The following is a 24,169-nucleotide window of genomic DNA, read 5'->3' as shown; positions in this document are numbered from 1 at the left end:
TTTTTGCTCTGAGCCTTAATCAATCTTCCTCAAATTTAGCCAAGCACCTTTTTGACTGGCTCAAGCACTTAAAATGTAACGGCGCCAAGTTTGTGTTCATTAGCTTGCCTAACCAGTTGAAGCTCAATTTTGCTCAACAAGCTTTTTTTTCAAATGAGCTCAATAATTTTGCGGTAAACGGTAAGGCTTATTCATCAAGGCAGCGTATCCCCCTAACAATACTTCATGTAGTAAACGAACAAACAAAGAAAATTAACACCCAAGGAGCTTATAATTTAGCGATTCTGGACAGTCCATCACCACTAAGTGTCGTTAAAAAATGGTCAAATGATTGGCTGCCAAATTATTGGATATGCACCAACGCCTATGACTACAGCCAACTCGCGCTCAATGGGATTAAGAATACGATCTACATACCATTGTTTAGGCATACTCAATTACCTGAGAAACAGCACGTGCAAGGCTGGCTTTCTGAGTTTTTTAGTGTTTGGGTAGAAGGACTTGCTGATGAAAACTCAGCATTGTTCTTAGAAAAAATCCTATCAAGACTGAGTCGAGTTGTCCCAAACATCGCGTTATGCATTCCTGAAAGTACAAACATTAACCTTTTGAACACCTTTATAGGTGTTAAAGTGTTTTCAGTTAAATTACATGAACAACCTTTGATAGCTGAATGCGATGTTTCACTGTATCTACCTCATTGCGCTAGTGCTCCACTCAGCTTTTTGCCGAATCACGCTTTAGCTCAACATTTAAATGTCATTCTTCCGAGTGAAGGTTATTTCTTAGATATCGCTGGCGAACACTGCTTTCATTATTCACCTGAAAGTCTCGATCAATCCGAAACTGAAGTTGTTCAACGACTCATTCGTTTACAAAGCTCTAAAAACACTCAACCAAACGCTCGTGCTCTAGAAGGGTACCTTGAAAGAAGCCAACCTAATTTAGTTTTTGAGTTATTAAATAAAACTTTAGACGGTTGGCAACCAGATAGCGAAATGCATGCCAAGTGGTTATTTAGCTCTGCTCTTCAAGCTCAATTTTCGGAAAAAATCGAGTTATCTATTAATATTTACAGTTGCATTATTAAAGGCAATATAGAAAGTCAACTAACCAGTGCATTGGTCAATAGAGCCAATCTTTTGATGGACCTTGGTAACTTTGATGAAGCCCAACTAGATTTAGAGAACCTTTTAGAATCTAATCCAAACCAGGTTAACGCTCTAGCAGGAATGGGGAGCACCCTCCGAAGCAAAGGTCAGTTAGACCAAGCGGCACGCTATTATGAACAAGCCGTTAAGTTGACTCCTTCAGCTAAATACCATTGGAAGTTAGCTTTTCACTACCTGCTTCAAGGTCGCTACGAAGAAGCATGGCCCCACTTTGAATATCGTCACGAAGCCCTAAACCTACGCCAAGTAAACCCAGAGAAATTGGCACGTTGGAATCCTCATCATCAAACTGTAGGTTCACTGCTCATCTTAGATGAGCAAGGCATCGGCGATACACTTCAGTTCCTTCGCTTTGTTGACATTTTGCATCGAACAACGAATCTCAAAGTTTATTTTGCAGGTAAAGCACCTACTCTTCCTGTTCTTAGACACGTATTACCTGCTGAACAAGTACTGAATTGGGATAGAATTGATGCCTTGGCAAGCTTTGACTTTTGGACTCCTCTGATGAGCCTCCCAATGCATATGGGCATAAATAGTGTTCAAAACATCCCTAAACCTGAAACAGACCTTTGGAAATCATTGCCCACAGATAGGAAATGGGCTAATGCTATTCATGCAGATAGGAAACCAGTAATAGCCCTTTGCTGGAGAGGAAACCCTGATTTTAAGGCTGATAAATCACGCTCGCCTGGGTTGCGACCTTTACTCACCCTCTTAGACATGAAAGACCTACATTTCGTATCTCTCCAGATTAATGAATTGGCTATTGAAGAAATTTACTCTTTTGATATCGCGTCATCCATACAAGATTTAGGGAGCATCATTAAAGAACATGATGGAAGCCTTTTAGACACATTCTCTTTATTGAAACAGTGCGATTATCTGGTTACGAGCTGCACCTCTATGGCTCACATGGCTGGAATATTAGGTATCCCAACGTCTGTAATGCTGCCAGTTAATAGTGATTGGCGCTGGTTAGCAGATAGACCTGATTCCCCATGGTATCCCTCCGTAAATCTAATAAGGCAAAAACAGGTTAGTCATTGGGAACAATCCGTTGCCGAAGTCAAAGCAATTCTGACTGATACTTTTCGTTCCAGATAGAGAGATAAGATGACTGTGAAACGTATCCGGCGAGTATTAATAGCATGGGAATTTGGCGGGGGTATGGGGCATGCAACTCGTCTTCTGAAAGTTGCTTTGGCTTTACGGTTGGCTGGATTTATTCCGATTGTGGCTGCAGCCAATCCCCAAACTCTAAAGGAACGCTACCAGCAACATAAAATTACTTTGATTAAAGCTCCAGAAGCTAAAACTAATTGGAATAATCAACAAGCATTTAAAGCAACATCCTATAGCGACATACTAGGTATTGGAGGCTTCGCAGATAAAACAACACTTAAAAATCGTATCGAACAATGGATAGATATACTAAAAAAATATCAACCTGACTTAATTATTGCAGATTACGCTCCAATCCTGACACTTGCTTGCTATGATAGACTTCCAGTGATTTGCTTCGGTGATGGATTTGTTGTTCCCCACGCCCAAAAAGGTTCATTTCCTCGTTTACGAAAAGATTACCCTAGAGTATGGAGTGAAGAATTCTTATTAGAGAATGCTATTTCTGCTATGGAACCTTACACGAAAACTCTTCCAGAGTGTTTACCGGACATTATCAAAGGTCAATCTCAGGTTCTTTCTATTATTAAAGAACTGGATATCTATGGTGATAGCCGTGACTTAGCGATTGGTCCTTTAGAGAAAGATGTCTTTCCTATACCAGCAGCAAAGAAATCTCATTTATGTGTATACTTGAGTGCAAATCATCCTTCGACAAGTCATATTTTAAATATTATAGCGAAGCATAAACTATCCGCTGACTGTTTGATTAATGGTATCAATGTCACTGCCTACAAACACTGGAGTAGTTTAGGTCTCAATATTTTACTAAAACCGCCATCCATAAAAGAAATACTTTCAAATGCGACAGCATGTATTCATCATGGTGGCATCAACCTATCAGAAGAATCAATTTTAGCAGGACGCTTTCAATTCATATTGCCAAAGCATTTTGAACAGAGACTCAATGCCAATCGGATGCTTTCCCAGATAAACTCATGTATCGTCGCTTCGCGTAAAGATCTTGATAGTGCAATAATAGAAGATGTATTACTAAGCGAACTTAGCCATCCCCATAATTGGTCAAAGCCCCTTGAAAAGGCTGAACAGGTTTCTAAGCGTCCTTCATCAATGATCAACTTGGTTACCCAAGTTGAACGTTTGCTTTATTAAAGTCTTTTAACTGGCTTCCTTAGAAAAATAAAAAGCCTGTATCAAGATGAATACAGGCTTTTTAATTACTCTAACTAAATTAACGCTTTGGCGCGAACGGGTTATCAGAAGACTTAAATTCAAACGATATTGGCGTACCCGTAATGTTTAGAACTGTACGGAACTTGTTCTCAAGGTAGCGCTTGTAGCTACCCGGCAACGCATCCGTTTGGTTACCGTGCACAACGATACGCGGTGGATTCGAGCCACCTTGGTGAGCATAACGAAGCTTAATACGACGACCTTTCACCATAGGCGGTTGATGTTCCGATACAGCATCTTCCAAAATACGAGTTAAGCGGTTAGTAGACCACTTCGCGTAACATGATTCATATGTCTCTTCGATGGTGTCATAAAGATCACCAACACCAGTACCATGAAGTGCAGAGATGTAGTGAACCTTCGCGTAAGGGACAAAACCAAGACGACGCTCGACTTCTTTCTTAATGTGTTCACGGTCTTCTTTCTTCAGACCGTCCCACTTGTTGATCGCAATCACCAAACCACGACCCGCATCCAAAACATAACCGATCATATGAAGATCTTGCTCTACCAAGTCTTCGTGAGAATCGATCACACAGATAACAACGTTGGCGTCCTGGATCGCTTGTAGCGTCTTTACGATGGAGAATTTCTCAACCGCTTCTTTGACGTGTTTACGACGACGCACACCCGCTGTATCAATCAGCGTGTAGTCTTTATCGTGTCGTTTGTAGGGGATGTAAACACTGTCTCGTGTGGTTCCTGGCATGTCGTACACAACCACACGCTCTTCACCCAACATACGGTTAACTAGGGTTGATTTACCAACGTTTGGACGACCCACTACTCCAATACGGATACCTTTGGCATTGAACTCTATTTGATCACGCATTTCAGCAATGCGCTCTGCAAACAGCTCCATCACCGTATCAATCAGCGATCGAACACCTTTACCATGAGCCGCTGCAAGAGGATACAGCTCACCCATGCCTAAAGCGTAGAAGTCAGCCAGTGCAATGTCTTCATTGATACCGTCCGTTTTGTTCACCACCAGAAAAACTGGCTTCTCAGAACGACGTAAATGATTAGCGATCATTTCATCTGCTGGGTTTAAGCCATGACGACCATCCACCAAAAACAACACCGCATCCGCTTCTTCAATCGCAAGCAGAGACTGACGCGCCATATGCTCATCAATACCTTGCTCGTCACCACTGATACCACCCGTATCAATCACGATAAACTCATGCTCTCCCGCTTTACCGTCACCGTATTTACGGTCACGAGTCAAGCCAGGATAATCCGCTACCAACGCATCACGTGAGCGTGTTAGCTGATTAAATAGAGTAGATTTTCCAACATTGGGTCGACCGACCAATGCAATTACTGGGATCATTTTTTCAACCTATTAGAATACAAAGTGGCTGCTACGCCTTGTGAGCGAAGCAGCCTCTTCAAAAATTGCGTTGAGCATACGCTCAGGGCGTTACCACTACCAGTAGTGGAGCGCCGTTACATTTGCAGTTGGTGTTAGTATAAACAATTGTTCGTCATTCGACACCATACGACTTCCAGCCGGACGTCGAGAATCAGCCAACGTCCACGCTTCTATTAAACCTGTTTCACGATTCATTAGATGAATCCAACCACCACGATCTAGTACTGCCACATAGTCTTTATAAAACACTGGTGAGGCCAAATCACGACCTTGCAATGTGTCATTTTGCCAAAGTGTCGAACCATTAAGAGCATTAAGGTTATAAACAACATTGTCCTGATCGATAACTGCTAGTTCATTCCCTTGTACAGCAACACCTACCGCACTGGAAATATTACGTTGCCATATAGGACGACCTGTTTGCATAGCCAATGCTGTCACTGTGCCATTATAAGCCACTGAGTACAGCATATTATTCGCGATGACAAAGCGCCCACTAACATCCGTAAGACGTTCGATCTCATAACGCCCCTCAGGTTTACCAACAGCGTATTCCCAGATCTGATCGCCCGTTTGCAAGTTATAGGCTTTCACTTTACCACTTGCAAAACCAGCTATCACTTTACCATCAACAATTACAGGTGCCGACGTGCCACGAACTGTTAAAGCTGGTAGGTCTTCTTTATCACGCCATAAAGTTTCACCGGTATTCGCGTCCATAACAGTTAACCAACCATCTGCAGTAACTGCCGCAACACGACCAGCTCCATTACCAGTTTCTGACAAGATTTCTGATGTTAGAGTTTTACGCCATAAAATCGACTCATCGTCCAGTGATACAGCGATCAAATCGCCATCATAGGTCCCAAAGAATACTCGATCTCCATCACGTGACACCCCAGAACTAGGCTTAGCTCCGGTTTCAATATGCTGGACCTGAAGACCATTAGATTGATTTAGTTCATAAAGCGAGCCACGGTTAGTCACCAACGTTAACGTATTGTCTTGGGCAACGATATTGTAGGTTTCCGTTTGCTCACCAGCACCTCCATTTACCTTGGTACGCCAATTCGCATCAAAATAGACTTCTTGTCTTATGCTATCAGGTGGAGGCAACAGTCTAGTTGAGCAACCCTGTAATACAGCAGAACTTAATACTGCAGCCACAATAATAGGCTTCCACATTGTCAACTAGCCCTCAACTAAATCTTTTAGCTTAATATCTAAAAGTGGGTGCTGGACACCGGCTCCCATCTGATCCGCAGCGTCTTGGTAAGCGACGCGTGCTTCATCACGCTTTCCTTGAGCCAATAAAATATCGCCTTTCAGTTCTGCTACCTGTGCAGCAAACTCAGACGAAGTCACCAAGGATAAAGTTTTCATCGCTGTATCGTATTTTTCTTGCTCTGCTTGTAGGCGAGCAATACGTAGATTGGCAATGGCATCAAACGAAACGTCTTCAGACTGTTCAACCACTTTTGAAAGCGCTGCAACCGCATCTTCATAGTTACCCGCTTGCGCATCAATACGTGCTACGAACAACTGACTAAACATAGCGTAGCCAGTATCATCAAAGTCTTCGGCTAATTGATTAGCAATAAAACGTACTGTTTTTTGATTCTCTTCTTTCGCTAAATCTGTCGCAGCTTCTGTTAGGTTTTGATAGAGAGAAGATGCCTCAGCCAAATGATTTTCTTGACTCGTTTTCCACGCTTGAAAGCCAAAGTAACCACCTACACCGACAGCGACGGCTAATACTAGCGAAGTACCATTTTTCTTCCACCAGTTTTTAAACGCTTCAATTTGTTCTTCTTCAGTCTTTACTTCAGACACACCGAGTTCCTCATAATTCTATATTGAACGACCGCATTAATGGATCAGCCGTTAAGCTTGTCTAGCAAAGTAGTTACTAATACATCGGTAGCACATGAAACCTGCTCACCAGACTGCATATCTTTTACTTGTATAACCCCTTCAGCTACTTCGCTTTCTCCCAAAATCAAAGTAAAGCGAGCGCCCGATTTATCGGCTTTTTTCATTTGGTTCTTAAAGTTACCGCCGCCGCAGTGACGCAAAACAGTCCAATCTTGATTCGCATTGCGTAGCTGCTCAGCTACTACGAAAGACGCAAGCTCTGCTTCATCACCAAAACTTACAACAAAAATATCCGTTGCACTCTTTGCTTCTTCGGGAATCAATTCAAGAGTTTCTAACAAAAGCACCAAACGCTCAACGCCCATAGCAAAGCCCACTGCTGGCGTAGCGCGACCACCTAACTGTTCAACTAGGCCATCATAACGACCACCAGCACAAACCGTCGCTTGCGCACCAAGGTGAGAGGTTACCCATTCAAATACGGTTTTGCCGTAGTAATCAAGTCCACGCACTAAAGCACGGTTGATCACAAATGGTACATCATTTGCTCTTAAGATTGCTTGCAAGCGCTCAAAATGCTCACGAGATTCATCGTCAATGAAATCTTCAAGACTCGGTGCACTCTGCAACACTTTTTGTGTCGCTTCATCTTTGGAATCAAGGATACGAAGTGGGTTTGTCGATAAACGACGTTGGCTGTCTTCGTCTAATTGATCCTTAAACTCTGTTAGATACTCCACCAGAGCAGCTTTAAATGTTTCACGCGCCGCAGCAACACCAATGGTGTTTAATTGCAGTTCGACGTGCTCAAGTAAGCCAAGCTTCTTCCAAAGACGTGCCGTTAAAATGATCAGTTCAGCGTCAATATCTGGCGTTGCCATACCAAAAGATTCTACACCGATTTGGTGAAATTGACGGTAACGGCCTTTTTGTGGGCGTTCGTAGCGAAACATTGGGCCCACGTACCAAAGACGTTGTGTTTGATTGAACAGCAAACCAGCCTGATCAGCAGCACGAACACAGCTAGCGGTCCCTTCTGGACGAAGTGTTAAGGACTCACCGTTACGATCTTCGAAGGTATACATTTCCTTCTCAACGATATCAGTTGTCTCACCCACACCGCGTTTAAAAAGCTCTGTTTGCTCAACGATAGGGAAACGGATTTGTTGATATCCATAACCATTTACTACTTCAGAAACGGTTCTCTCTAGGTACTGCCAAACGGAAGATTGGCCCGGCAGAATATCATTCATTCCGCGAATTGCTTGTACTTTACGACCCACTGTTCGTGCCCTTATGACTTAGCGATAAGATTGGATTCTTCTTTTTCTTTAGCGTCCGCTTTGGCGCGAATCATACGCTCAAGATCATCCACCAAGGTTTCATTTTTAACTTTTGAGTTTGGTTTGCCGTCTAAATACACCAAATTATTTGGCGTACCACCGGCAAGGCCTAAATCTGCTTCTTTCGCTTCCCCAGGACCGTTTACAACACAGCCTATCACTGCAACATCCATAGAGACTTTAATATCTTCTAGACGCTCTTCCAACTCGTTCATAGTCTTCACAACATCAAAGTTCTGGCGAGAGCAACTTGGGCATGCAATAAAGTTGATACCACGATTACGCAGTTTCAAACTACGTAACATGTCCCAGCCTACTTTGACTTCTTGTACGGGGTCAGCTGCCAACGACACTCGAAGTGTGTCACCAATGCCGTCCATTAGAAGTAAGCCTAAACCAATCGAAGATTTAACCGTACCAGAACGCAGACCACCCGCCTCAGTGATGCCCAAATGAAGCGGATTATCAATTTGTGATGCAATCTTACGGTAAGCTTCAACTGTCATAAAAATATCTGAAGCCTTCAAGCTTAATTTGAATTCTTGGAAATCCAGCGCATCAAAATACTCGATTTGACGAAAAGCAGATTCAACCAATGCATCCGGTGTTGGTTCACCGTATTTCTTTTGCAGGTCTTTTTCCAAGGAGCCCGCATTAACACCAATACGAATCGGGATATTCTTATCACGCGCACAATCGACAACTGCGCGAACACGATCTTTATTACCAATGTTACCAGGGTTAATTCGCAAACAATCAACCCCGTATTCCGCAACCTTAAGTGCGATTTTGTAATCGAAATGAATGTCTGCTACCAATGGTACCGACACTTGTTTACGTATTGCTTTGAACGCTTCCGCCGCATCCATAGAAGGTACTGACACCCTTACAATATCAGCACCAGCATCCTGAATCGCACGAATTTGGGCAACGGTTGCATCCACATCACATGTCTCAGTATTGGTCATACTCTGAACACTAATCGGAGCGCCACCACCTACAGGAACATCCCCCACCATAATTTGGCGAGAATGACGACGTTTTATTGGAGATTCGAAATGCATACTTATCTCTATTTAAGCTCAAAACGAGCTAGATCTTTACGTACATATGAGGAGAAGTCAAAAAGCTCCCCCTTGTATAAAAATTCAGAAACGCCTCTCGCGTAACCCAATGTTACTCGGTAAGGTGCTTCACCATCTAACTCTAAGGTATCACCCGAACCTTTCACACCAGAAAATAAAATCCGTCCAGAACTGTCTCGAATTTCAGTCCAGCAGTCAGCGACAAACTGAATATAAATATCATTGCTTGGAGCAACTGGCTCCGCCGTTGCTTCAGGTACAAGAACTGATTCCACTTCAGCTTCACGAGTCGCTTCAACTACTTCATTTGGGTTTACTCCCGCATCTTCAAGCAAAGCAATTGTTTCAGCAGAGAGCCCCGTCACTACATTATCTGGCTCGTCTGACAAAGCAGGAGCTTCAATTGAAGAGTCGAGCACAGCTTCCTCTTGAGTATCTGAAGAGTTTTCAGTTGAGTTCTCTGAAAGCTCAGGCTCAACTTCATTCGCAGGATCTATACGTGAAACCTCTCCAGCGTCAGAAACTTCAGAAGGTTGCCCAGAAGCAGGTGCAGAGGCATCTACATCCGACGATTGTGAAGGCCACCAAAATATAATAAATACAATAATGGATACAATAATCGCAGAAACGATAACAAATATCGGATCGCGGCCAGAGGATTGAGGTGGAACATTATCAACAGGACGTAGATTACTTTCCTTAACGGATTGCTGTTCGTCGAAAGCAGACAAAAGCGGCTTATGGTCAAGACCTAATAATCGACAATAGCTTTTTAGGTACCCTCGGGCAAAGGTAGCAGAACGAAAACGATCGAACTCACCGTTCTCAATAGCAAAAACATGTTCAATTGATAACTTTAGTTCTGTTGCAACTTGTCTCTCATCAATCGACAAGCTTAGACGTTTCGCTCGGAGAGTATGGCCAATATCCGCAGCTTTAGTACTCTGCTCAGGAGCGATCTCCATCTCTAATTCGGTTGTCATGTTATTACCTTGGTGTAACAGGCTAATAAAAAGCGCTCAGCTGCGGGGTGTATGGTCAGTTTCGTGCAATAGTACGCAACGACAGACAAAAAACAGCTTATTTAAGGTCCAGAAGAGCGGACAAACTTACGCCTGAATAATGATAAAAAGCGCTTTTATTCAATCGACTAGTATTAAATCAAGATTGTTGCTAGCCATCAAACTTATACAGCAAAAATGCCAAAAAACTTTTCTATTAGTGATAACAAGTTAAATGAATTTGACGTAATACTTACATCCGAAGCAATACGTCACCTCCATCTAACTTGTGAATTGATGACTACTCCGATACTTCACGAAGTTCAATATATTTCTGAGAGCGACGAGTTTTATCTAAGAAGTCACCTACTAACTGACCACATGCGGCATCGATATCATCACCACGTGTCGTACGGACCGTTACCGTGTAGCCATCATCCGCCAAGATTTTCTGGAAACGACGCGTTTGGTTATTGGATGGTTTCTCATAACCTGAATGCGGGAATGGATTAAATGGAATCAAGTTAATTTTGCATTCCAAGTTTTCCAGCAATTTAGACAATTGACGTGCATGCTCTTCCTGATCATTCACACCAGCCATAACCGTATACTCAATCGTAATATGGCGTTTATCAGGCAAGTTGTCTAGGTAATGCTGACACGCTTCCAGCAGCTCTTCGATTGGGTATTTCTTGTTGATTGGCACCAACTCATTACGCAATTCGTTATTTGGCGCATGTAGAGAAATCGCCAGCGATACGTCGGTACGTTTTACCAAGTCGTAAATACGTGGTACCACCCCTGATGTGCTCAGGGTCACGCGACGCTTCGACAAGCCGTAGGCATTGTCATGCATCATCAGCGTCATGGCTTCCACCACTGGTTCAAAGTTCATCAATGGTTCACCCATGCCCATCATTACGACATTGGTCACGCGACGCGGGCCACTTGGGTCCATAGGACCAAAAGATTTAATCGCAATCCAAACCTGACCAATGATTTCAGCTGCTGTTAGGTTGCGGTTAAAGCCCTGTTTCCCTGTTGAACAAAAGCTACAGTCCAAAGAACAACCCACCTGAGACGACACACATAGCGTTGCGCGATCACCATCAGGAATCAAAACCGCTTCGACACAGTTATTCTGACCACCTTCAGTACGAATGATCCACTTACGAGTGCCATCATTAGAAATATTCTGAGAGACGATTTCAGGTGCGCGGATCTCACAGATATTTTCTAATTTAGCGCGTAACTTCTTACTAACATCCGTCATGTCTTCAAAGGACTCAGCGCCCTTTTGATGAATCCATTTCATCACTTGGGTGGCACGGAATTTCTTTTCACCAATCGACTCAAAAAATTCGATGAGTTTCTCTGGTGAAAGGCCAAGTAAATTTACTTTCTGGGTGTCAGTCATAGGTATCAATCATTCGCTCTAAAGCGTTAAGTGTAGACAAAAAAGCTTCTGAAAAGGGATTACGCTTTTCAGAAGCCTCTGCAAAGAAGCGGGCCATAGGCCCGCTTCCTCATAAACCTGCTTTTCTAAAACGAAAAGGTAGGTTTTAAATCAATTACTTACCGAAGAAGTAAGCAACTTCACGTGCAGCAGACTCAACAGAGTCAGAACCGTGAACAGCGTTCGCATCGATAGACTCAGCGTAGTCAGCACGTAGAGTACCAGCCGCCGCTTCTTTAGGGTTAGTAGCACCCATTAGTTCACGGTGACGAAGAACAGCGCCTTCACCTTCAAGAACAGAAACAACAACTGGACCAGATGTCATGAATGCAACAAGGTCTTTGTAGAATGGACGCTCTTTGTGCTCAGCGTAGAAACCGCCAGCTAGCTCGTCGTCTAGTTGAATCATTTTAGCTTCAACGATTTTCAGACCAGCACGCTCGAAACGAGTGTAGATTTCACCGATTACGTTTTTAGCAACAGCATCTGGCTTGATGATAGATAGAGTGCGTTCTAGCGCCATGTTAAACTCCAAATATGAATTTCAATGGTCACGCGATATTACGGGACCGACTAATAACTTTAAGCGTGCGCATTATACGCATGTCTTTATGAAATTTGTATGTATTCGCCACGTTTTTTGTGGTTAAAAAACGAAAAGTCGCCTTTTTCGAATATTTACAAGCCACGCAGTTGAGTGACAGCGTTTTTTATCGTTTCAATAACGAAATCTATCTCTTCTTCCGTCGTGAAACGCCCGACCGACATACGCAGGGACGCATGCGCTAGCTCATCAGACAAACCAATAGCACGCAAAACATAAGACGGTTCAAGGCTCGCTGACGTACATGCCGAACCAGAAGACAATGCCACATCTGCTAGAGACATCAGCAGCACCTCACCTTCCACGCCATCAAAGCCTACGTTAATGACACCAGCAACGCGGTTGTCTGAATCGCCATTTAGATGCACGCCAGACATTTCAGAAAGCCCATGCCAAAGCTTTTCACGCAGCACTGCAATACGCTCGCAATCTAAATGCATATCTGCTTTCGCAATGGCAAAAGCCTCACCCATACCCACGATTTGATGGGTGGCCAATGTGCCTGATCGCATACCACGCTCATGACCACCACCATGCATTTGTGCTTCTAACTTCACCTTCGGCGAACGTCGTACATATAACGCACCTATGCCTTTTGGGCCGTAGGTTTTGTGAGCGGTTAACGACATCAAATCAACATTCATAGCGTTCACATCAATCGCTACTTTGCCCGTTGTCTGGGCGCCATCCACATGAAAGTAAATACCGCGAGCGCGAGTTTCTTGGCCAACTGCCGCAATGTCCGTTACCACACCCAGCTCATTATTACCGTGCATCAAAGACACTAGGATCGTATCTTCACGCAGTGCAGCAACGACACTCTCAACGGTGATCTCGCCATGGGCGTTTGGCTTAAGATAAGTCACTTCAAAGCCTTCTTTTTCAAGCTGACGACAAGGGTCCAACACCGCTTTGTGCTCAATCATTGACGTCACGATATGGCGACCTTTTAGCTTATTGGCTTCAGCAACGCCTTTAATCGCCAAGTTGTTCGCTTCGGTTGCCCCTGAGGTCCATACAATTTCACGAGCATCCGCTTCGATTAATTCTGCCACCTGTAAACGTGCATCCTCTACAGCCTCTTCCGCACGCCAACCAAACAGGTGCGAACGTGAAGCTGGGTTGCCAAAGTTGCCGTCTTGAGTAAGACATTGCATCATTTTTTCCGCGACACGAGGATCAACCGGTGTGGTCGCTGAGTTGTCGAGGTAAACAGGTGTTTGCATTGGAACTCTCCAAGGTAACGCAAATTAAAACAAAGCTACGAAGCTAAATCAGTTAAACAGACGCTTTTGCGATGGCTTGAACACGGCCTACAATCGAACGCAGACCATTGCCACGAGTTGGACTCAAGTGACGTTCTAGATCTAGCTCCGAGAAGTACGCATCGATATCAAACGCCAGTACTTCTGCAGGCGTTTTCTCGTTGTAAGCTGCCATCACAAGGCCAAGCAAACCACGAACAATAACCGCATCACTGTCCACAGAAAAAACCAGCACTTCGCCTTTCTCAGCATCTTGCGTGCTACCTGGCTGGATCCAAACGTTGCTTTGACAGCCTTTCACTAAGCGTTCTGGCGTGCGCCATGCGTCATCAAACTCAGGTAGCGCTTTACCTAAGTCGATAATGTATTTGTACTTCTCTTCCCAGTCATCAAAGAAAGAAATGTCGTCGATAATCTCTTCTGTTGTCGGTAAAGACATAATGCCTCACTAAGTTGGCTTACTAAATAAAACAGTGCGATAGACGCTATTTCGCATCATTGCCGTAGCACAAAAAGAAACGGCCAATGGTCGAAACCTTGGCCGTCGGCTATTGTAGTCGATTTTGCATTGGAACTGTATGCGTTAGAAGAACAAGCCTGCTTCAAGCTGCGCTTCTTCACTCATCATTTCGCGTGACCATGGTGGATCAAACACCAAATCAACATGGACATTCGCCACATTAGGCACTTTCGCCACGCGGTATTTTACATCGCTAACAAGCACTGGCCCCATTCCGCAACCTGGCGCGGTTAACGTCATTTGTATAGCTACTTTTTTCTCAGCCTGATCCACAGCTACGTTGTAAACCAACCCTAAAGACACCAAACTGATTGGAATTTCAGGATCATAAACACTGTCTAGTGCTTGCCATACTTGATCTTCAACAATTTGACCTGAACCATCATCACTGAAGCTTAATACTTCAGGCTCTTGGCCAATAGCATCCGCATCTGTGCCATCAATTCGCAACATATTACCTTGAAAGGTAACCGTATAATTACCGCCCAATGCTTGGTTAATGGTAATAAACTGTCCTTCTGGGATAGTGGTTGGATCACCGCTTGGTACTCGACGAGCTGGACACTCGCGCTGAGTAACGACCATTTTTTGCATGTTATTAATTCACACTAAAGCTTTCGCCGCAGCCGCATTCCGCAACCACATTGGGATTGTTAAATTTCACGACTTGGTTAATGCCTTCACGCACCAAGTCAATCTCTGTACCTTTAAGCAAAGTCAGAGACTCATCGTCGATCGCTAGCTTGACGCCATCAAAGTCCATGATGGCGTCACCGTCTTGTGCTGATTCTACGATGTCTAAAACGTAAGCGTAGCCAGTACAGCCACTTTCCTTTGTACTCAAACGCACTAGGCTACCTTCTGATTGCGCAGTAAGCTTTGATGCAAAGAACTTACGTGCGGCATCGGTCATACTGACCGTTTGATTTGGATCGAATGTTTCCGTTGACATAATGCCTCCTAAGCCAACATCATGTGAACTTTTTTCAAAGCTTTGAAGAATTGCTCAACTTCTTCAATCGTATTGTAAATCGAGAATGACATACGTGCGGTACCAGGCACACCAAAGCGTGCCATCAGCGGCTGCGCACAGTGATCACCGGTACGAATTGCAATACCTTGTCGATCAAGTAAGAAACCAATATCTGCTGGGTGACCTTGATCTAGTACGAAGCTAAACGCCCCTACTTTTTCTTCGGCTTCACCGATCATGCGTAAACCATCGAATTCTTTAGCCAGCTCAGTAGCACGGGCCATTAAAGCTTTCTCGTGAGCAGCTACCTCAGCATAATCCAATTCACTGAACCAACGAATCGCTTCACCTAGCGCAATCGCATCACCCACATTTGGCGTACCCGCTTCAAGACGGTATGGCAATACGTTCCAGGTAGCATCCTGAAGCGTCACTGTCGAGATCATTTCACCGCCGGTTTGCCATATCGGCCATTCAGCTAGTAATTCTTCTTTCCCCCACAGCGCACCAATCCCCATAGGACCGTAAATCTTATGACCTGAGAAAGCATAGAAATCACAACCGATGTCTTGCACGTCTACATTGCCGTGAGCAACACCTTGAGCCCCATCAACAGACACCCAAGCACCGAATTTCTTCGCTTGTTCCGTCATCCATTTGATTGGATTCACAGTACCTAGTGAGTTCGATACATGCGGGAAAGCAACCAATTTAGTGTTTTCGTTCAATAACGAAACATAAACATCTAGGTCTAGCTCACCTTTATCGGTTACCGGTACCGTATGTAAAGAAGCGCCCGCTGCTTTACACGCCTGCTGCCAGGTAACGATGTTGGCATGATGCTCCATACCCGTCACGATCACCTCATCAGAGCTCTTTAGAAGTTTTGCTAAACCGTTGGCAATCATGTTGATGCCTTCGGTCGTACCTGACGTCCAAATAACCTCTTCACGCTTTGGCGCGTTAATAAAGTCTTTAATGATGTCGCGTGCATTCTCAAACTTACGTGTCGCTTCATCCGCCAATCGGTGAGCACCACGGTGAACATTTGAATTACATTGCGTGTAGTAATCCACTAACGCATCAATGACGCACTGCGGCTTCTGGGTCGTCGCCGCGTTATCAAGATAGATAAGAGGATTGCCATCGATTTCGCGTTTTAATATTGGAAACTGCTCGCGAATAGCAGCGACATCAAGACTCATGGACTTCTCGCTTATTTCACTTCCATCTGAGCAAATCGGTCACGAATAATCGGACGCACCCATTCCGCCAACTCAACAGTCGGCATCTGATCGATCAACTCATTTATAAAACCAAAGCTTAGCATTAGCTGTGCTTGGGAACGACTCACGCCACGCGTTTGCAAGTAATACAGGGCTTGCTTATCAATCTGAGCAATGGTCGCACCATGGGCACAACGTACATCGTCGGCATAGATTTCGAGCTCTGGCTTAGTATTGATTTCCGCTTTGTTAGACATCAACAAATTGCGGTTATTTAACTCAGCCAGTGTTTTTTGCGCATCACGGTGGATATGAATACGACCGTTGAATACTGCACGGCTATTGTCACCAGCAATACCTCGTATATTTTCTTCCGTGGTGCAGTTTGGCACAGCGTGCTCAACGTTTGCATGAAGGTCAAACAGCTCTTTACCATCCAGTAGGTAAATCGCGTTCAACTTAGCGTTTGCCTTCTCTCCAGCATAAATAATATCAGTATCAATACGCTGTAGGTCGCTACCAAAGCCGATAATACTGCTGTTCATGACAGCATTCTCAAACAGCTTAAAGTGACTGCCACCCACAGCAACATTGTCGCCTGACTGCAACGCAAAGCGGTAATGCTCAAGATTGGCCTCAACGCCAATTTGGTATTCGGTAAAAGCAGTTGTTAGAGACGCACCCTGACCTTCTGCATTTTCCACCACTTTAAGTGATGAACCAGCTTTCAGATCAACCACGACACGAATATGGCCTTGTGCACCGTTGCTTAACAAGTTGTTAATGCGAAGCATTTGCTCTACAACAACACCTTCAGCAACCGTTACCACGGCAACATCTGCTGCTAGCACATCGTTCACCAAACCAAAAATATGACGCTCTGGTTTGATCGTGCCAAACAAACTCGACTCTTGCATCTCAATGCTTAGACCTTCTGGCAACTCTTCTGGAAGAGATACCAGCTGGCCATCAACAAATGTCAGCTCAAGGAACTCAAGGCCTTCAACCGCTACCGGATCAAGCTCTGGAGATTCTTCCTTGAAGATAGCCGCGCTACGTTCTACTGCACGAAGCGGTGTGTATTTCCACGCTTCGGTTTTACGTGTAGGCCATTTAATATCTTTTAAAAGCGCAAGCGACGCCGCTCGCTGGTCTTCAAAACCATCTTGAATGCTGTCGGCACGAGCGATGGCTTGTTGTAACCATTCACTCATGATTAATCCTCTAGTTCGTCTTCTGTAGGCTCTGTTTGTAGCCATGCGTAACCTTGCTCTTCTAGCTCTTTCGCAAGTGACGCGTCGCCACTCTTAACGATTTTACCGTCCGCTAGAACGTGGACAAAGTCAGGCTTAATGTAGTCAAGCAAGCGCTGGTAGTGTGTTACAACGATAAAACTACGCTCCGGTGAACGCTGGCTGTTTACACCGTTTGCAACCACTTGCATTGCATCAATATCGAGGCCTGAATCGGTCTCATCCAGAATGCAAAGCTTTGGCTGAAGCAACATCATTTGCATGATTTCGTTACGCTTTTTCTCACCACCAGAGAAACCTTCGTTCACACCACGCTTAAGGAATGAAACAGGCAGATTCACTTGCTTACAAGCTTCTTTTGCCATCTTAAGGAATTCTGCAGACGTTAGCGCTTCTTCGCCACGTGCTTCACGCTGAGAATCTACCGCGACTTTCAAGAACTCTAGGTTGCTAACACCTGGAATTTCAACTGGGTATTGGAATGCAAGGAAAAGACCCGCGCGAGCACGATCTTCCACTTCCATTTCTAGAAGGTCTTCGCCATCTAGAGTGACCGAGCCGCTGTCGACTTCGTAGCCATCACGGCCAGACAACACATAGCCTGTGGTCGATTTACCAGCACCGTTCGGGCCCATGATGGCATGAACTTCACCTGGTTTAATGTCTAGATTGAGACCTTTGAGAATGTTTTTTTCTTCTACACTTGCGTGTAAGTCTTTGATCGATAACAAAGTGTTTTCGTTTGACATGTTCAATGGGTTCCTCAACCTAACCAACAGAGCCTTCAAGGCTAATTTCGAGAAGTTTGCCTGCTTCTACGGCAAACTCCATAGGGAGTTCTTTAAAGACTTCCTTACAGAAGCCATTTACGATCATAGAGACCGCTTTTTCTGGATCAACACCACGCTGACGACAAAGGAACATTTGATCGTCACTTACTTTAGACGTGGTCGCTTCATGTTCTACGATCGCTGATGGGTTACGGCTTTCAACGTATGGGAATGTATGCGCACCACACTGATCACCGATCAGTAGCGAGTCACACTGAGTAAAGTTACGTGCACCTTCTGCACCTGGGTTCATACGAACAAGACCACGGTAGGCATTATTACTCTTACCTGCAGAAATACCTTTAGAGATGATCGTAGACTTGGTGTTCTTACCAATATGGATCATCTTAGTACCCGTATCCGCTTGCTGACGACCACGCGTCAAAGCAACAGAGTAGAATTCACCTACACTGTTATCACCTTTAAGCACACAGCTTGGGTATTTCCAAGTCACAGAAGAACCTGTCTCAACCTGCGTCCAAGAGATCTTAGCATTGGTATGACACACACCACGCTTGGTTACGAAATTGTAAATACCACCTTTACCCTCTTCATCACCTGGGTACCAGTTCTGTACTGTCGAGTATTTAATTTCAGCATCGTCCATTGCAACAAGCTCAACAACTGCCGCGTGCAGTTGGTTCTCATCACGTTGTGGTGCAGTACAGCCTTCGAGGTAACTTACGTAAGAACCTTCGTCGGCAATAATCAAAGTTCGCTCAAACTGACCGGTATTCTGTTCATTGATACGGAAGTATGTAGACAATTCCATTGGGCAACGAGTGCCTTTTGGAATGTAAACAAATGAGCCATCAGTAAATACGGCACAGTTTAGCGCAGCAAAGAAGTTATCTTTGGTCGGCACAACGCTGCCAAGGTACTTCTTCACAAGATCAGGGTACTTGTGAAGCGCTTCAGAGATAGGGCAGAAAATAACACCCGCTTCTTCAAGCTTTTCACGGAAAGTGGTAACGACTGAAACAGAGTCAAAGACTGCATCTACCGCCACACCTGCCAGCATTTGTTGCTCAACTAGTGGAATACCTAACTTTTCGTAAGTACGCAAAAGTTCGGGATCAACTTCATCTAGAGACTTAGGCTTGTCTTTCATACTCTTTGGTGCTGAGTAGTAAGACACCGCTTGGAAGTCGATTTTAGGGTAGGATACATGAGCCCAATCAGGCTCTTCCATTTCTTGCCAAACACGAAACGCATTGAGACGCCATTCAAGCATCCACTCAGGTTCACCTTTGACTTCAGAGATACGGCGAATCACATCTTCATCGAGTCCAGGCTCGAAGGTTTCTGATTCTACAGCAGAGACGAAGCCCGCTTCGTACTCTCGAGCTAATGCCTTATCAATCTGCTCAGTCATATTAGAAACTCACTCGTTGGTATAGGCCACTAAGGCACTAATAATTCGTTAACTGATGAGGGCCGCTGTAATCTTTTCTTGGGGAGCATTGGCCGACATCTTGCTATCTTTATCTTGTCTTTCCGCCACGTTGCGAACATCTTGGCGCATAACTAGATTTTCGAGGCTTATTTCACTCAAAAAATCATGTATTTGATTACTTAAATCACACCAGAGATGATGTGTCAGACAAGTGTTACCACCTTGGCAATCGCTACGTCCTTTACAGCCTGTCGCATCGACAGACTCATTTACAGCATCAACTATTTGAGCCACAAAAATCTGACTCTGATCTCGACTTAGTCGATACCCGCCACCAGGACCTCTTACGCTTAGAACTAGATCTTGTTTGCGTAACTTTGCAAACAATTGCTCTAAATAGGATAAGGATATTCCTTGACGATTTGAGATATCAGAGAGAGACACTGGTCCACTGTCTGTGTGCAGTGCCAAGTCAAGCATTGCCGTTACTGCATAACGGCCTTTAGTTGTTAAGCGCATACACGTTCCACTCAAATGCTAGTCAATGGTATAAATCATACACAAAACCCACTATTTTGATCAAGTATTTACCCGAGCATTTTAGTGGGTTATTCATCTAGCAGAAGAATTTGTCGTATTTTAAGCGCTTATGTTTCAAAACTGAACAAAATCTCACACATTTGTTGTGTTATCTTATTAGCGCTAGCCGATATGTTTAATTATCAACCAGCTTAAATGAAATAAGGGGCTACCTATGAGCAAGTCTGCGGATAATAAAGAACAAATAGACACAGAGAATGACTCAAACACCGTCAAAAAAAAGTTCCCCATGGGCTTGGCTATTGGTTTTTTGATTTGTTTTCTACTTAGCACAGGCACTTCAGCAGCTGTAACTTACTTCTTAGTGACACTTAATAATCCAACCGAGATGATTACAGGCCAACAGTCGGAAACAGAAACTCAAATAGCCGCTCTTAGACAAAGTATAGAGCAACAAAACGTACGCTTAAGTGCCATCAGCGCCGAAAACGAAACGCTGAAAACCTATTTACGCCACAGTAGCGCAAATGCTTTAAAAAACATCTTGATAAATCAAGAAGAGAATATTCAAGCCTATCTTGCCGTTATGCGACAAGCGATAGGCGATTTATCAGAACTGGTCCCTAAAAGTTCAGAATGGGAAACAACGTATCAGTACCAAATGGATCTTGCTCTCAAAGCAAGCATGGAGAGGAATACTCTGCTAAATCTATTGAAAACTGGTGAACCGTCAAAAGAATCTACGAGCGTACCGGCACAACCAGCGCCAACGCAGTAACGGGTAAGGCCTAACATTCATCTGTTAGGCCTCACCACCAAATCACGTGGCATCCAGAGTAGCTGATTGCGAAAGGCGCTTGGCCTTTTCTACAGTAATATCACGCCGGCTAACATAAATAAGCGGCACAACAATCAATGCGGCCCCAAGCAACAAGCTCCAATCAATAGCTTCTCCAAACATCGCCCAACCGGCAATAATTGCAAAAAGTAGTCCTGAGTATTCTGCAGAACTTACCTGACTTGAAGCGACATATCGATACCCGACCAAGCAAGCCAAACTGTATAATACAGAACAAATTGAAGCACCAAACGCTAATAACAACTGATATAAGGAAAGAATACTTCCTTCATATAAAGCCAATATAGCCGCTACAGGAAGAGCACAGACCTGGGCCACCAAAAGTCCATGCATCGCACTTTGACCACTAGGAAGCTTGCGAATCAATAAACTATTAATAGCCAACACTAATGCAAATCCTAGAGCACTGAGCATTCCCCACCCAATATAACTAGGCTTTAAAATCACAAGCACACCAGCGAATCCAGATATCGCAGCGAAAACAACTGTTTTACTGACTTTTTCGCGATAAAAAATCAATGCCAATAAAATTATAAAAATGGGAGCAGTATAAAAGACTGCATTGGCAGTAGCCAAAGGCAGATGCGAAAGAGAGATCACTAACAGTACTGAAGTTAGCACCCAAAGGTTACCTCGAACAAAATGCAGACCAATTCCCTGCAAAGGGCGAGAAACTCTTTTTCTAAGTACTAAGGGTGCAAGCACTACACACATAAAAAGCACACGATAAAAAGTAAATTGAAACACTGCATCGCCTGCATTTGCTAGCTTAACTAAGACATCGCAAACCGTTGCCATCAAGTTACCTAATACTAGTACTAGAATTGCGCTGCTAATCGTTTTTCCTGACACACAACCCCCTGAGAAATGTCTTATGGAAGAATGCGCGAATTTTAAGGGAGGTTTAAAATCAGATAAAATGATATTATTTGAGTTAGTATTAGTTAAATAGATATTAAAATGAAGCTACCACCTTTAAAGTCACTGCCCGTGTTTGAGGCCGTTGCACGTCTAAACAGTTTCTCACAAGCAGCAAACGAACTTCACATCAGCCAAAGTGCCATCTCTCATCACATTAAAGCTTTGGAAGACTACCTGGGCGAGCAACTTTTTTTTCGCTTAGGTCGAAAGCTGGAGTTAACCAGTGAAGGAAAAGCCTATTTAGACCAGGTCAGCAGCTCCCTAAATCAGATCGCCAGAGCAAGTGAAAGCATAAAAGGAGAAACAGAAGCTAGGCTAAGACTTGCAGTATATAGCTCATTCGCTGTGTATTGGTTGATTCCGAGGCTTCACAAACTAAAGAGACAGCACCCAAATTTAGATCTAACGATTGAGATGACTTTCTCCGAACCAGAACTTTCAGATAGAACTGCTGATTGCTTCATTACAATTGATAAGGAAAAACGCGGATTTGATTTTGAGTGGTTTTATACCGAGCGCCTGTTTCCAGTATGCAGTCAAAGCCTACTCCAAGACATGATAAGCACTCTTGAAGTTAAAACAAAACAAGAGCTCGAGATCAAACTTAAACAACAGCCTGAATTGATTGCACAGTTCCCACTGATAACATCCTACAGCATGTATGAAAGTTATGCAGAAGACTGGCGTAGATGGTTTGCGGAAGAAGATAGAGAAATGCCCGCTGAAACAACTTTCCATAGATTCAGCCATTTGATGCTAGCCCATGAAGCGGCTATTCATTCCTTAGGTATAGCACTGGTAAATGACTATATGTTTAATGAAACACAACCTCAAGATGGATTAGTCAAGCTGCCTTGCAGCACACATACATCTTCCGATAGCTTTTATATTGCATACAAGCACAGCAGACGTCATGAGCCAGCGCTTCAAGTACTTAGGCGCTGGCTGAGAAGTGAACTTAATGAGCTAACTCCACCTTCGAGTATGAACGTAATTTCTGGCTAGCCTGAATATTATGCTGACGCTTTCTAGCGACAGAAAATACGAAGCATAAAAGTTCCGCAGCAGCAATCACAACAATTGTATAACCTAACAGCTCTGTCCCTTCTTCAACAATATTTTTGACGTTTCTAACATAGCCATCGCCCATAACACTTTGCCAAAAACTACTACGACCAAAAAGACGTGAAAAGCCTATAATGATAACCAATCCTGCTGTCACAAAACCAAAACTCGATGTTTGGGAGAACACTTTTAGCGATCGATAACTTTCTTTAAGTTGCCTTCTAAGTAAGATGACTGTCCCTAATAGAACACCGAATACCAAAACCTGCCAAGCACCGTCGAACACAAACTGATCTAGAAAAGAGTCGGATTCTCTTACAAACATAGCTAACATTAATGCCGAAAGTAGAATACAGGCCTGACGTAGTTCTCTAGAATATCTTGCACTCAAGGCAAACAACAAAGCACTGCCAATCGCAAATATCATCTGCAAAAACTCAGTCAATGAGTCCTCACTGTATTGAGCATTGACACCAAATTCAAATGCTTCTAAAGATATACATTGAGCAATACCAGCCAACACTAGTAAATATACGATTCCTCGAAGAACGAACATCTTTAATTACCTAATATATTTATACAGGATGAATGCTAATAGATGTAATCCTGAACAAATAGACAGACTTCATTGGTTCCTAAATAGCTATCAAATTTGTTAAATGTGAATCTAGATATTCAAAGTGAGAATATTTGCACATATAAAGACATTAATTGTGTAAGCAGCCACATAAAAGCTGAGTGCAGCTCGCTAACTAGTATGTTGTTTGTCCGAGTTCCATCTGGGGAGTAAAGGGCTTTGATCAAGCCTCAGAGTCCCTACAAGAGCAATCGCCGTCGGAAGATGACTCGTACGACCCGATTCTATCGGGAATTAAAGCTTGTCATTTGAACTCCAGGGGACAGATCCCTGTACGTACATCAGTCTCCAAGCACTATCACCAGTTGAGGGATCCGCCCCCTTTGATGAAGATAACAGTCATCACAGAGCGGATTTCATTTTCGCCAGACGTAAAAAAGCCCTGACCGCA

Annotated in this window: 23 protein-coding genes; 4 read left to right on the top strand and 19 right to left on the bottom strand. The window is 43.8% G+C overall.

The window, feature by feature from the left end; genetic code table 11:
• The first annotated feature begins 116 nt into the window (after nucleotides 1-116).
• Both JHD44_RS04595 and JHD44_RS04590 read left to right on the top strand, forming a co-directional pair.
• Nucleotides 117-2,279, top strand: a complete 2,163-nt coding sequence (locus tag JHD44_RS04595) for a tetratricopeptide repeat protein (protein WP_199461534.1) — start codon at nucleotides 117-119, stop codon at nucleotides 2,277-2,279.
• Nucleotides 2,280-2,288: 9 nt separating this feature from the next.
• The gene (locus JHD44_RS04590) at nucleotides 2,289-3,470 is read left to right on the top strand and encodes a hypothetical protein (RefSeq protein WP_199461532.1); all 1,182 of its coding nucleotides are present in this window, start codon (nucleotides 2,289-2,291) and stop codon (nucleotides 3,468-3,470) included.
• Between the two features lie 79 nt (nucleotides 3,471-3,549).
• Here JHD44_RS04590 and der read toward each other — a convergent pair whose 3' ends face one another.
• The 17 genes from der to iscR form a co-directional block, all read right to left on the bottom strand.
• Entirely contained in the window at nucleotides 3,550-4,887 is a 1,338-nt protein-coding gene (gene der, locus JHD44_RS04585) for a ribosome biogenesis GTPase Der (protein ID WP_199461530.1), read from the bottom strand.
• 96 nt (nucleotides 4,888-4,983) lie between these two features.
• A complete protein-coding gene (gene bamB / locus JHD44_RS04580; RefSeq protein WP_199461528.1) occupies nucleotides 4,984-6,114 on the bottom strand; it encodes an outer membrane protein assembly factor BamB in 1,131 nt (376 codons plus the stop codon).
• Nucleotides 6,115-6,120: 6 nt separating this feature from the next.
• Entirely contained in the window at nucleotides 6,121-6,762 is a 642-nt protein-coding gene (locus JHD44_RS04575) for a tetratricopeptide repeat protein (protein WP_199461526.1), read from the bottom strand.
• 44 nt (nucleotides 6,763-6,806) lie between these two features.
• Entirely contained in the window at nucleotides 6,807-8,087 is a 1,281-nt protein-coding gene (gene hisS, locus JHD44_RS04570; protein WP_199461524.1) for a histidine--tRNA ligase, read from the bottom strand.
• 11 nt (nucleotides 8,088-8,098) lie between these two features.
• Nucleotides 8,099-9,211 (bottom strand): flavodoxin-dependent (E)-4-hydroxy-3-methylbut-2-enyl-diphosphate synthase, encoded by a 1,113-nt coding sequence (ispG, locus tag JHD44_RS04565; protein WP_199461522.1) that lies wholly within the window; start codon nucleotides 9,209-9,211, stop codon nucleotides 8,099-8,101.
• A gap of 8 nt (nucleotides 9,212-9,219) precedes the next feature.
• Nucleotides 9,220-10,215, bottom strand: coding sequence for a RodZ domain-containing protein (locus tag JHD44_RS04560; protein ID WP_199461520.1), 996 nt, complete (start codon nucleotides 10,213-10,215; stop codon nucleotides 9,220-9,222).
• A gap of 319 nt (nucleotides 10,216-10,534) precedes the next feature.
• On the bottom strand, nucleotides 10,535-11,650 hold the full coding sequence (gene rlmN, locus JHD44_RS04555; RefSeq protein WP_199461518.1) for a 23S rRNA (adenine(2503)-C(2))-methyltransferase RlmN: 1,116 nt from the start codon (nucleotides 11,648-11,650) through the stop codon (nucleotides 10,535-10,537).
• Nucleotides 11,651-11,804: 154 nt separating this feature from the next.
• The gene (gene ndk, locus JHD44_RS04550) at nucleotides 11,805-12,212 is read right to left on the bottom strand and encodes a nucleoside-diphosphate kinase (RefSeq protein WP_115468729.1); all 408 of its coding nucleotides are present in this window, start codon (nucleotides 12,210-12,212) and stop codon (nucleotides 11,805-11,807) included.
• 155 nt (nucleotides 12,213-12,367) lie between these two features.
• A complete protein-coding gene (locus JHD44_RS04545) occupies nucleotides 12,368-13,519 on the bottom strand; it encodes an IscS subfamily cysteine desulfurase (protein WP_199461511.1) in 1,152 nt (383 codons plus the stop codon).
• A 52-nt stretch (nucleotides 13,520-13,571) separates the two neighbouring features.
• On the bottom strand, nucleotides 13,572-13,997 hold the full coding sequence (locus tag JHD44_RS04540) for a SufE family protein (RefSeq protein WP_199461509.1): 426 nt from the start codon (nucleotides 13,995-13,997) through the stop codon (nucleotides 13,572-13,574).
• Between the two features lie 144 nt (nucleotides 13,998-14,141).
• Nucleotides 14,142-14,672 carry a putative Fe-S cluster assembly protein SufT gene (sufT, locus tag JHD44_RS04535; protein WP_199461507.1) on the bottom strand — a complete coding sequence of 177 codons (531 nt, stop codon included), beginning with the start codon at nucleotides 14,670-14,672 and terminating at the stop codon, nucleotides 14,142-14,144.
• A gap of 4 nt (nucleotides 14,673-14,676) precedes the next feature.
• Entirely contained in the window at nucleotides 14,677-15,030 is a 354-nt protein-coding gene (locus tag JHD44_RS04530; RefSeq protein WP_199461506.1) for a HesB/IscA family protein, read from the bottom strand.
• 8 nt (nucleotides 15,031-15,038) lie between these two features.
• The gene (locus JHD44_RS04525) at nucleotides 15,039-16,256 is read right to left on the bottom strand and encodes an aminotransferase class V-fold PLP-dependent enzyme (RefSeq protein WP_199461505.1); all 1,218 of its coding nucleotides are present in this window, start codon (nucleotides 16,254-16,256) and stop codon (nucleotides 15,039-15,041) included.
• A gap of 11 nt (nucleotides 16,257-16,267) precedes the next feature.
• On the bottom strand, nucleotides 16,268-17,491 hold the full coding sequence (sufD, locus tag JHD44_RS04520) for a Fe-S cluster assembly protein SufD (protein ID WP_199461504.1): 1,224 nt from the start codon (nucleotides 17,489-17,491) through the stop codon (nucleotides 16,268-16,270).
• A gap of 2 nt (nucleotides 17,492-17,493) precedes the next feature.
• Nucleotides 17,494-18,279: a Fe-S cluster assembly ATPase SufC gene (gene sufC, locus JHD44_RS04515; RefSeq protein ID WP_133563715.1), complete on the bottom strand. Its 786-nt coding sequence runs from the start codon at nucleotides 18,277-18,279 to the stop codon at nucleotides 17,494-17,496.
• Nucleotides 18,280-18,298: 19 nt separating this feature from the next.
• Complete coding sequence (sufB, locus tag JHD44_RS04510) at nucleotides 18,299-19,735, bottom strand: Fe-S cluster assembly protein SufB (protein WP_133563713.1); 1,437 nt, start codon at nucleotides 19,733-19,735, stop codon at nucleotides 18,299-18,301.
• Nucleotides 19,736-19,783: 48 nt separating this feature from the next.
• Nucleotides 19,784-20,275 carry a Fe-S cluster assembly transcriptional regulator IscR gene (iscR, locus tag JHD44_RS04505; protein WP_199461503.1) on the bottom strand — a complete coding sequence of 164 codons (492 nt, stop codon included), beginning with the start codon at nucleotides 20,273-20,275 and terminating at the stop codon, nucleotides 19,784-19,786.
• Between the two features lie 235 nt (nucleotides 20,276-20,510).
• On the opposite strand from iscR, the gene JHD44_RS04500 reads away from it, so the two are divergent.
• Nucleotides 20,511-21,074, top strand: coding sequence for a hypothetical protein (locus JHD44_RS04500; protein WP_199461502.1), 564 nt, complete (start codon nucleotides 20,511-20,513; stop codon nucleotides 21,072-21,074).
• Nucleotides 21,075-21,116: 42 nt separating this feature from the next.
• On the opposite strand, the gene JHD44_RS19050 is transcribed toward JHD44_RS04500, so the two are convergent.
• On the bottom strand, nucleotides 21,117-22,007 hold the full coding sequence (locus JHD44_RS19050) for a DMT family transporter (protein ID WP_199461500.1): 891 nt from the start codon (nucleotides 22,005-22,007) through the stop codon (nucleotides 21,117-21,119).
• A 108-nt stretch (nucleotides 22,008-22,115) separates the two neighbouring features.
• Here JHD44_RS19050 and JHD44_RS04490 point away from each other — a divergent pair, with 108 nt between their 5' ends.
• Nucleotides 22,116-23,081 (top strand): LysR substrate-binding domain-containing protein, encoded by a 966-nt coding sequence (locus JHD44_RS04490; protein ID WP_199461498.1) that lies wholly within the window; start codon nucleotides 22,116-22,118, stop codon nucleotides 23,079-23,081.
• On the opposite strand, the gene JHD44_RS04485 is transcribed toward JHD44_RS04490, so the two are convergent.
• Nucleotides 23,035-23,697, bottom strand: a complete 663-nt coding sequence (locus JHD44_RS04485) for a hypothetical protein (RefSeq protein ID WP_199461496.1) — start codon at nucleotides 23,695-23,697, stop codon at nucleotides 23,035-23,037. The two genes, JHD44_RS04490 and JHD44_RS04485, sit on opposite strands and share 47 nt — an antisense overlap.
• Between the last annotated feature and the right edge of the window lie 472 nt (nucleotides 23,698-24,169).

This window comes from Marinomonas ostreistagni (assembly GCF_016461785.1).
Classification (GTDB): domain Bacteria; phylum Pseudomonadota; class Gammaproteobacteria; order Pseudomonadales; family Marinomonadaceae; genus Marinomonas; species Marinomonas ostreistagni_A.
The sequence above is the reverse complement of the archived record's forward strand: the minus strand, read 5'-3'. Positions and strand labels throughout refer to the sequence as shown.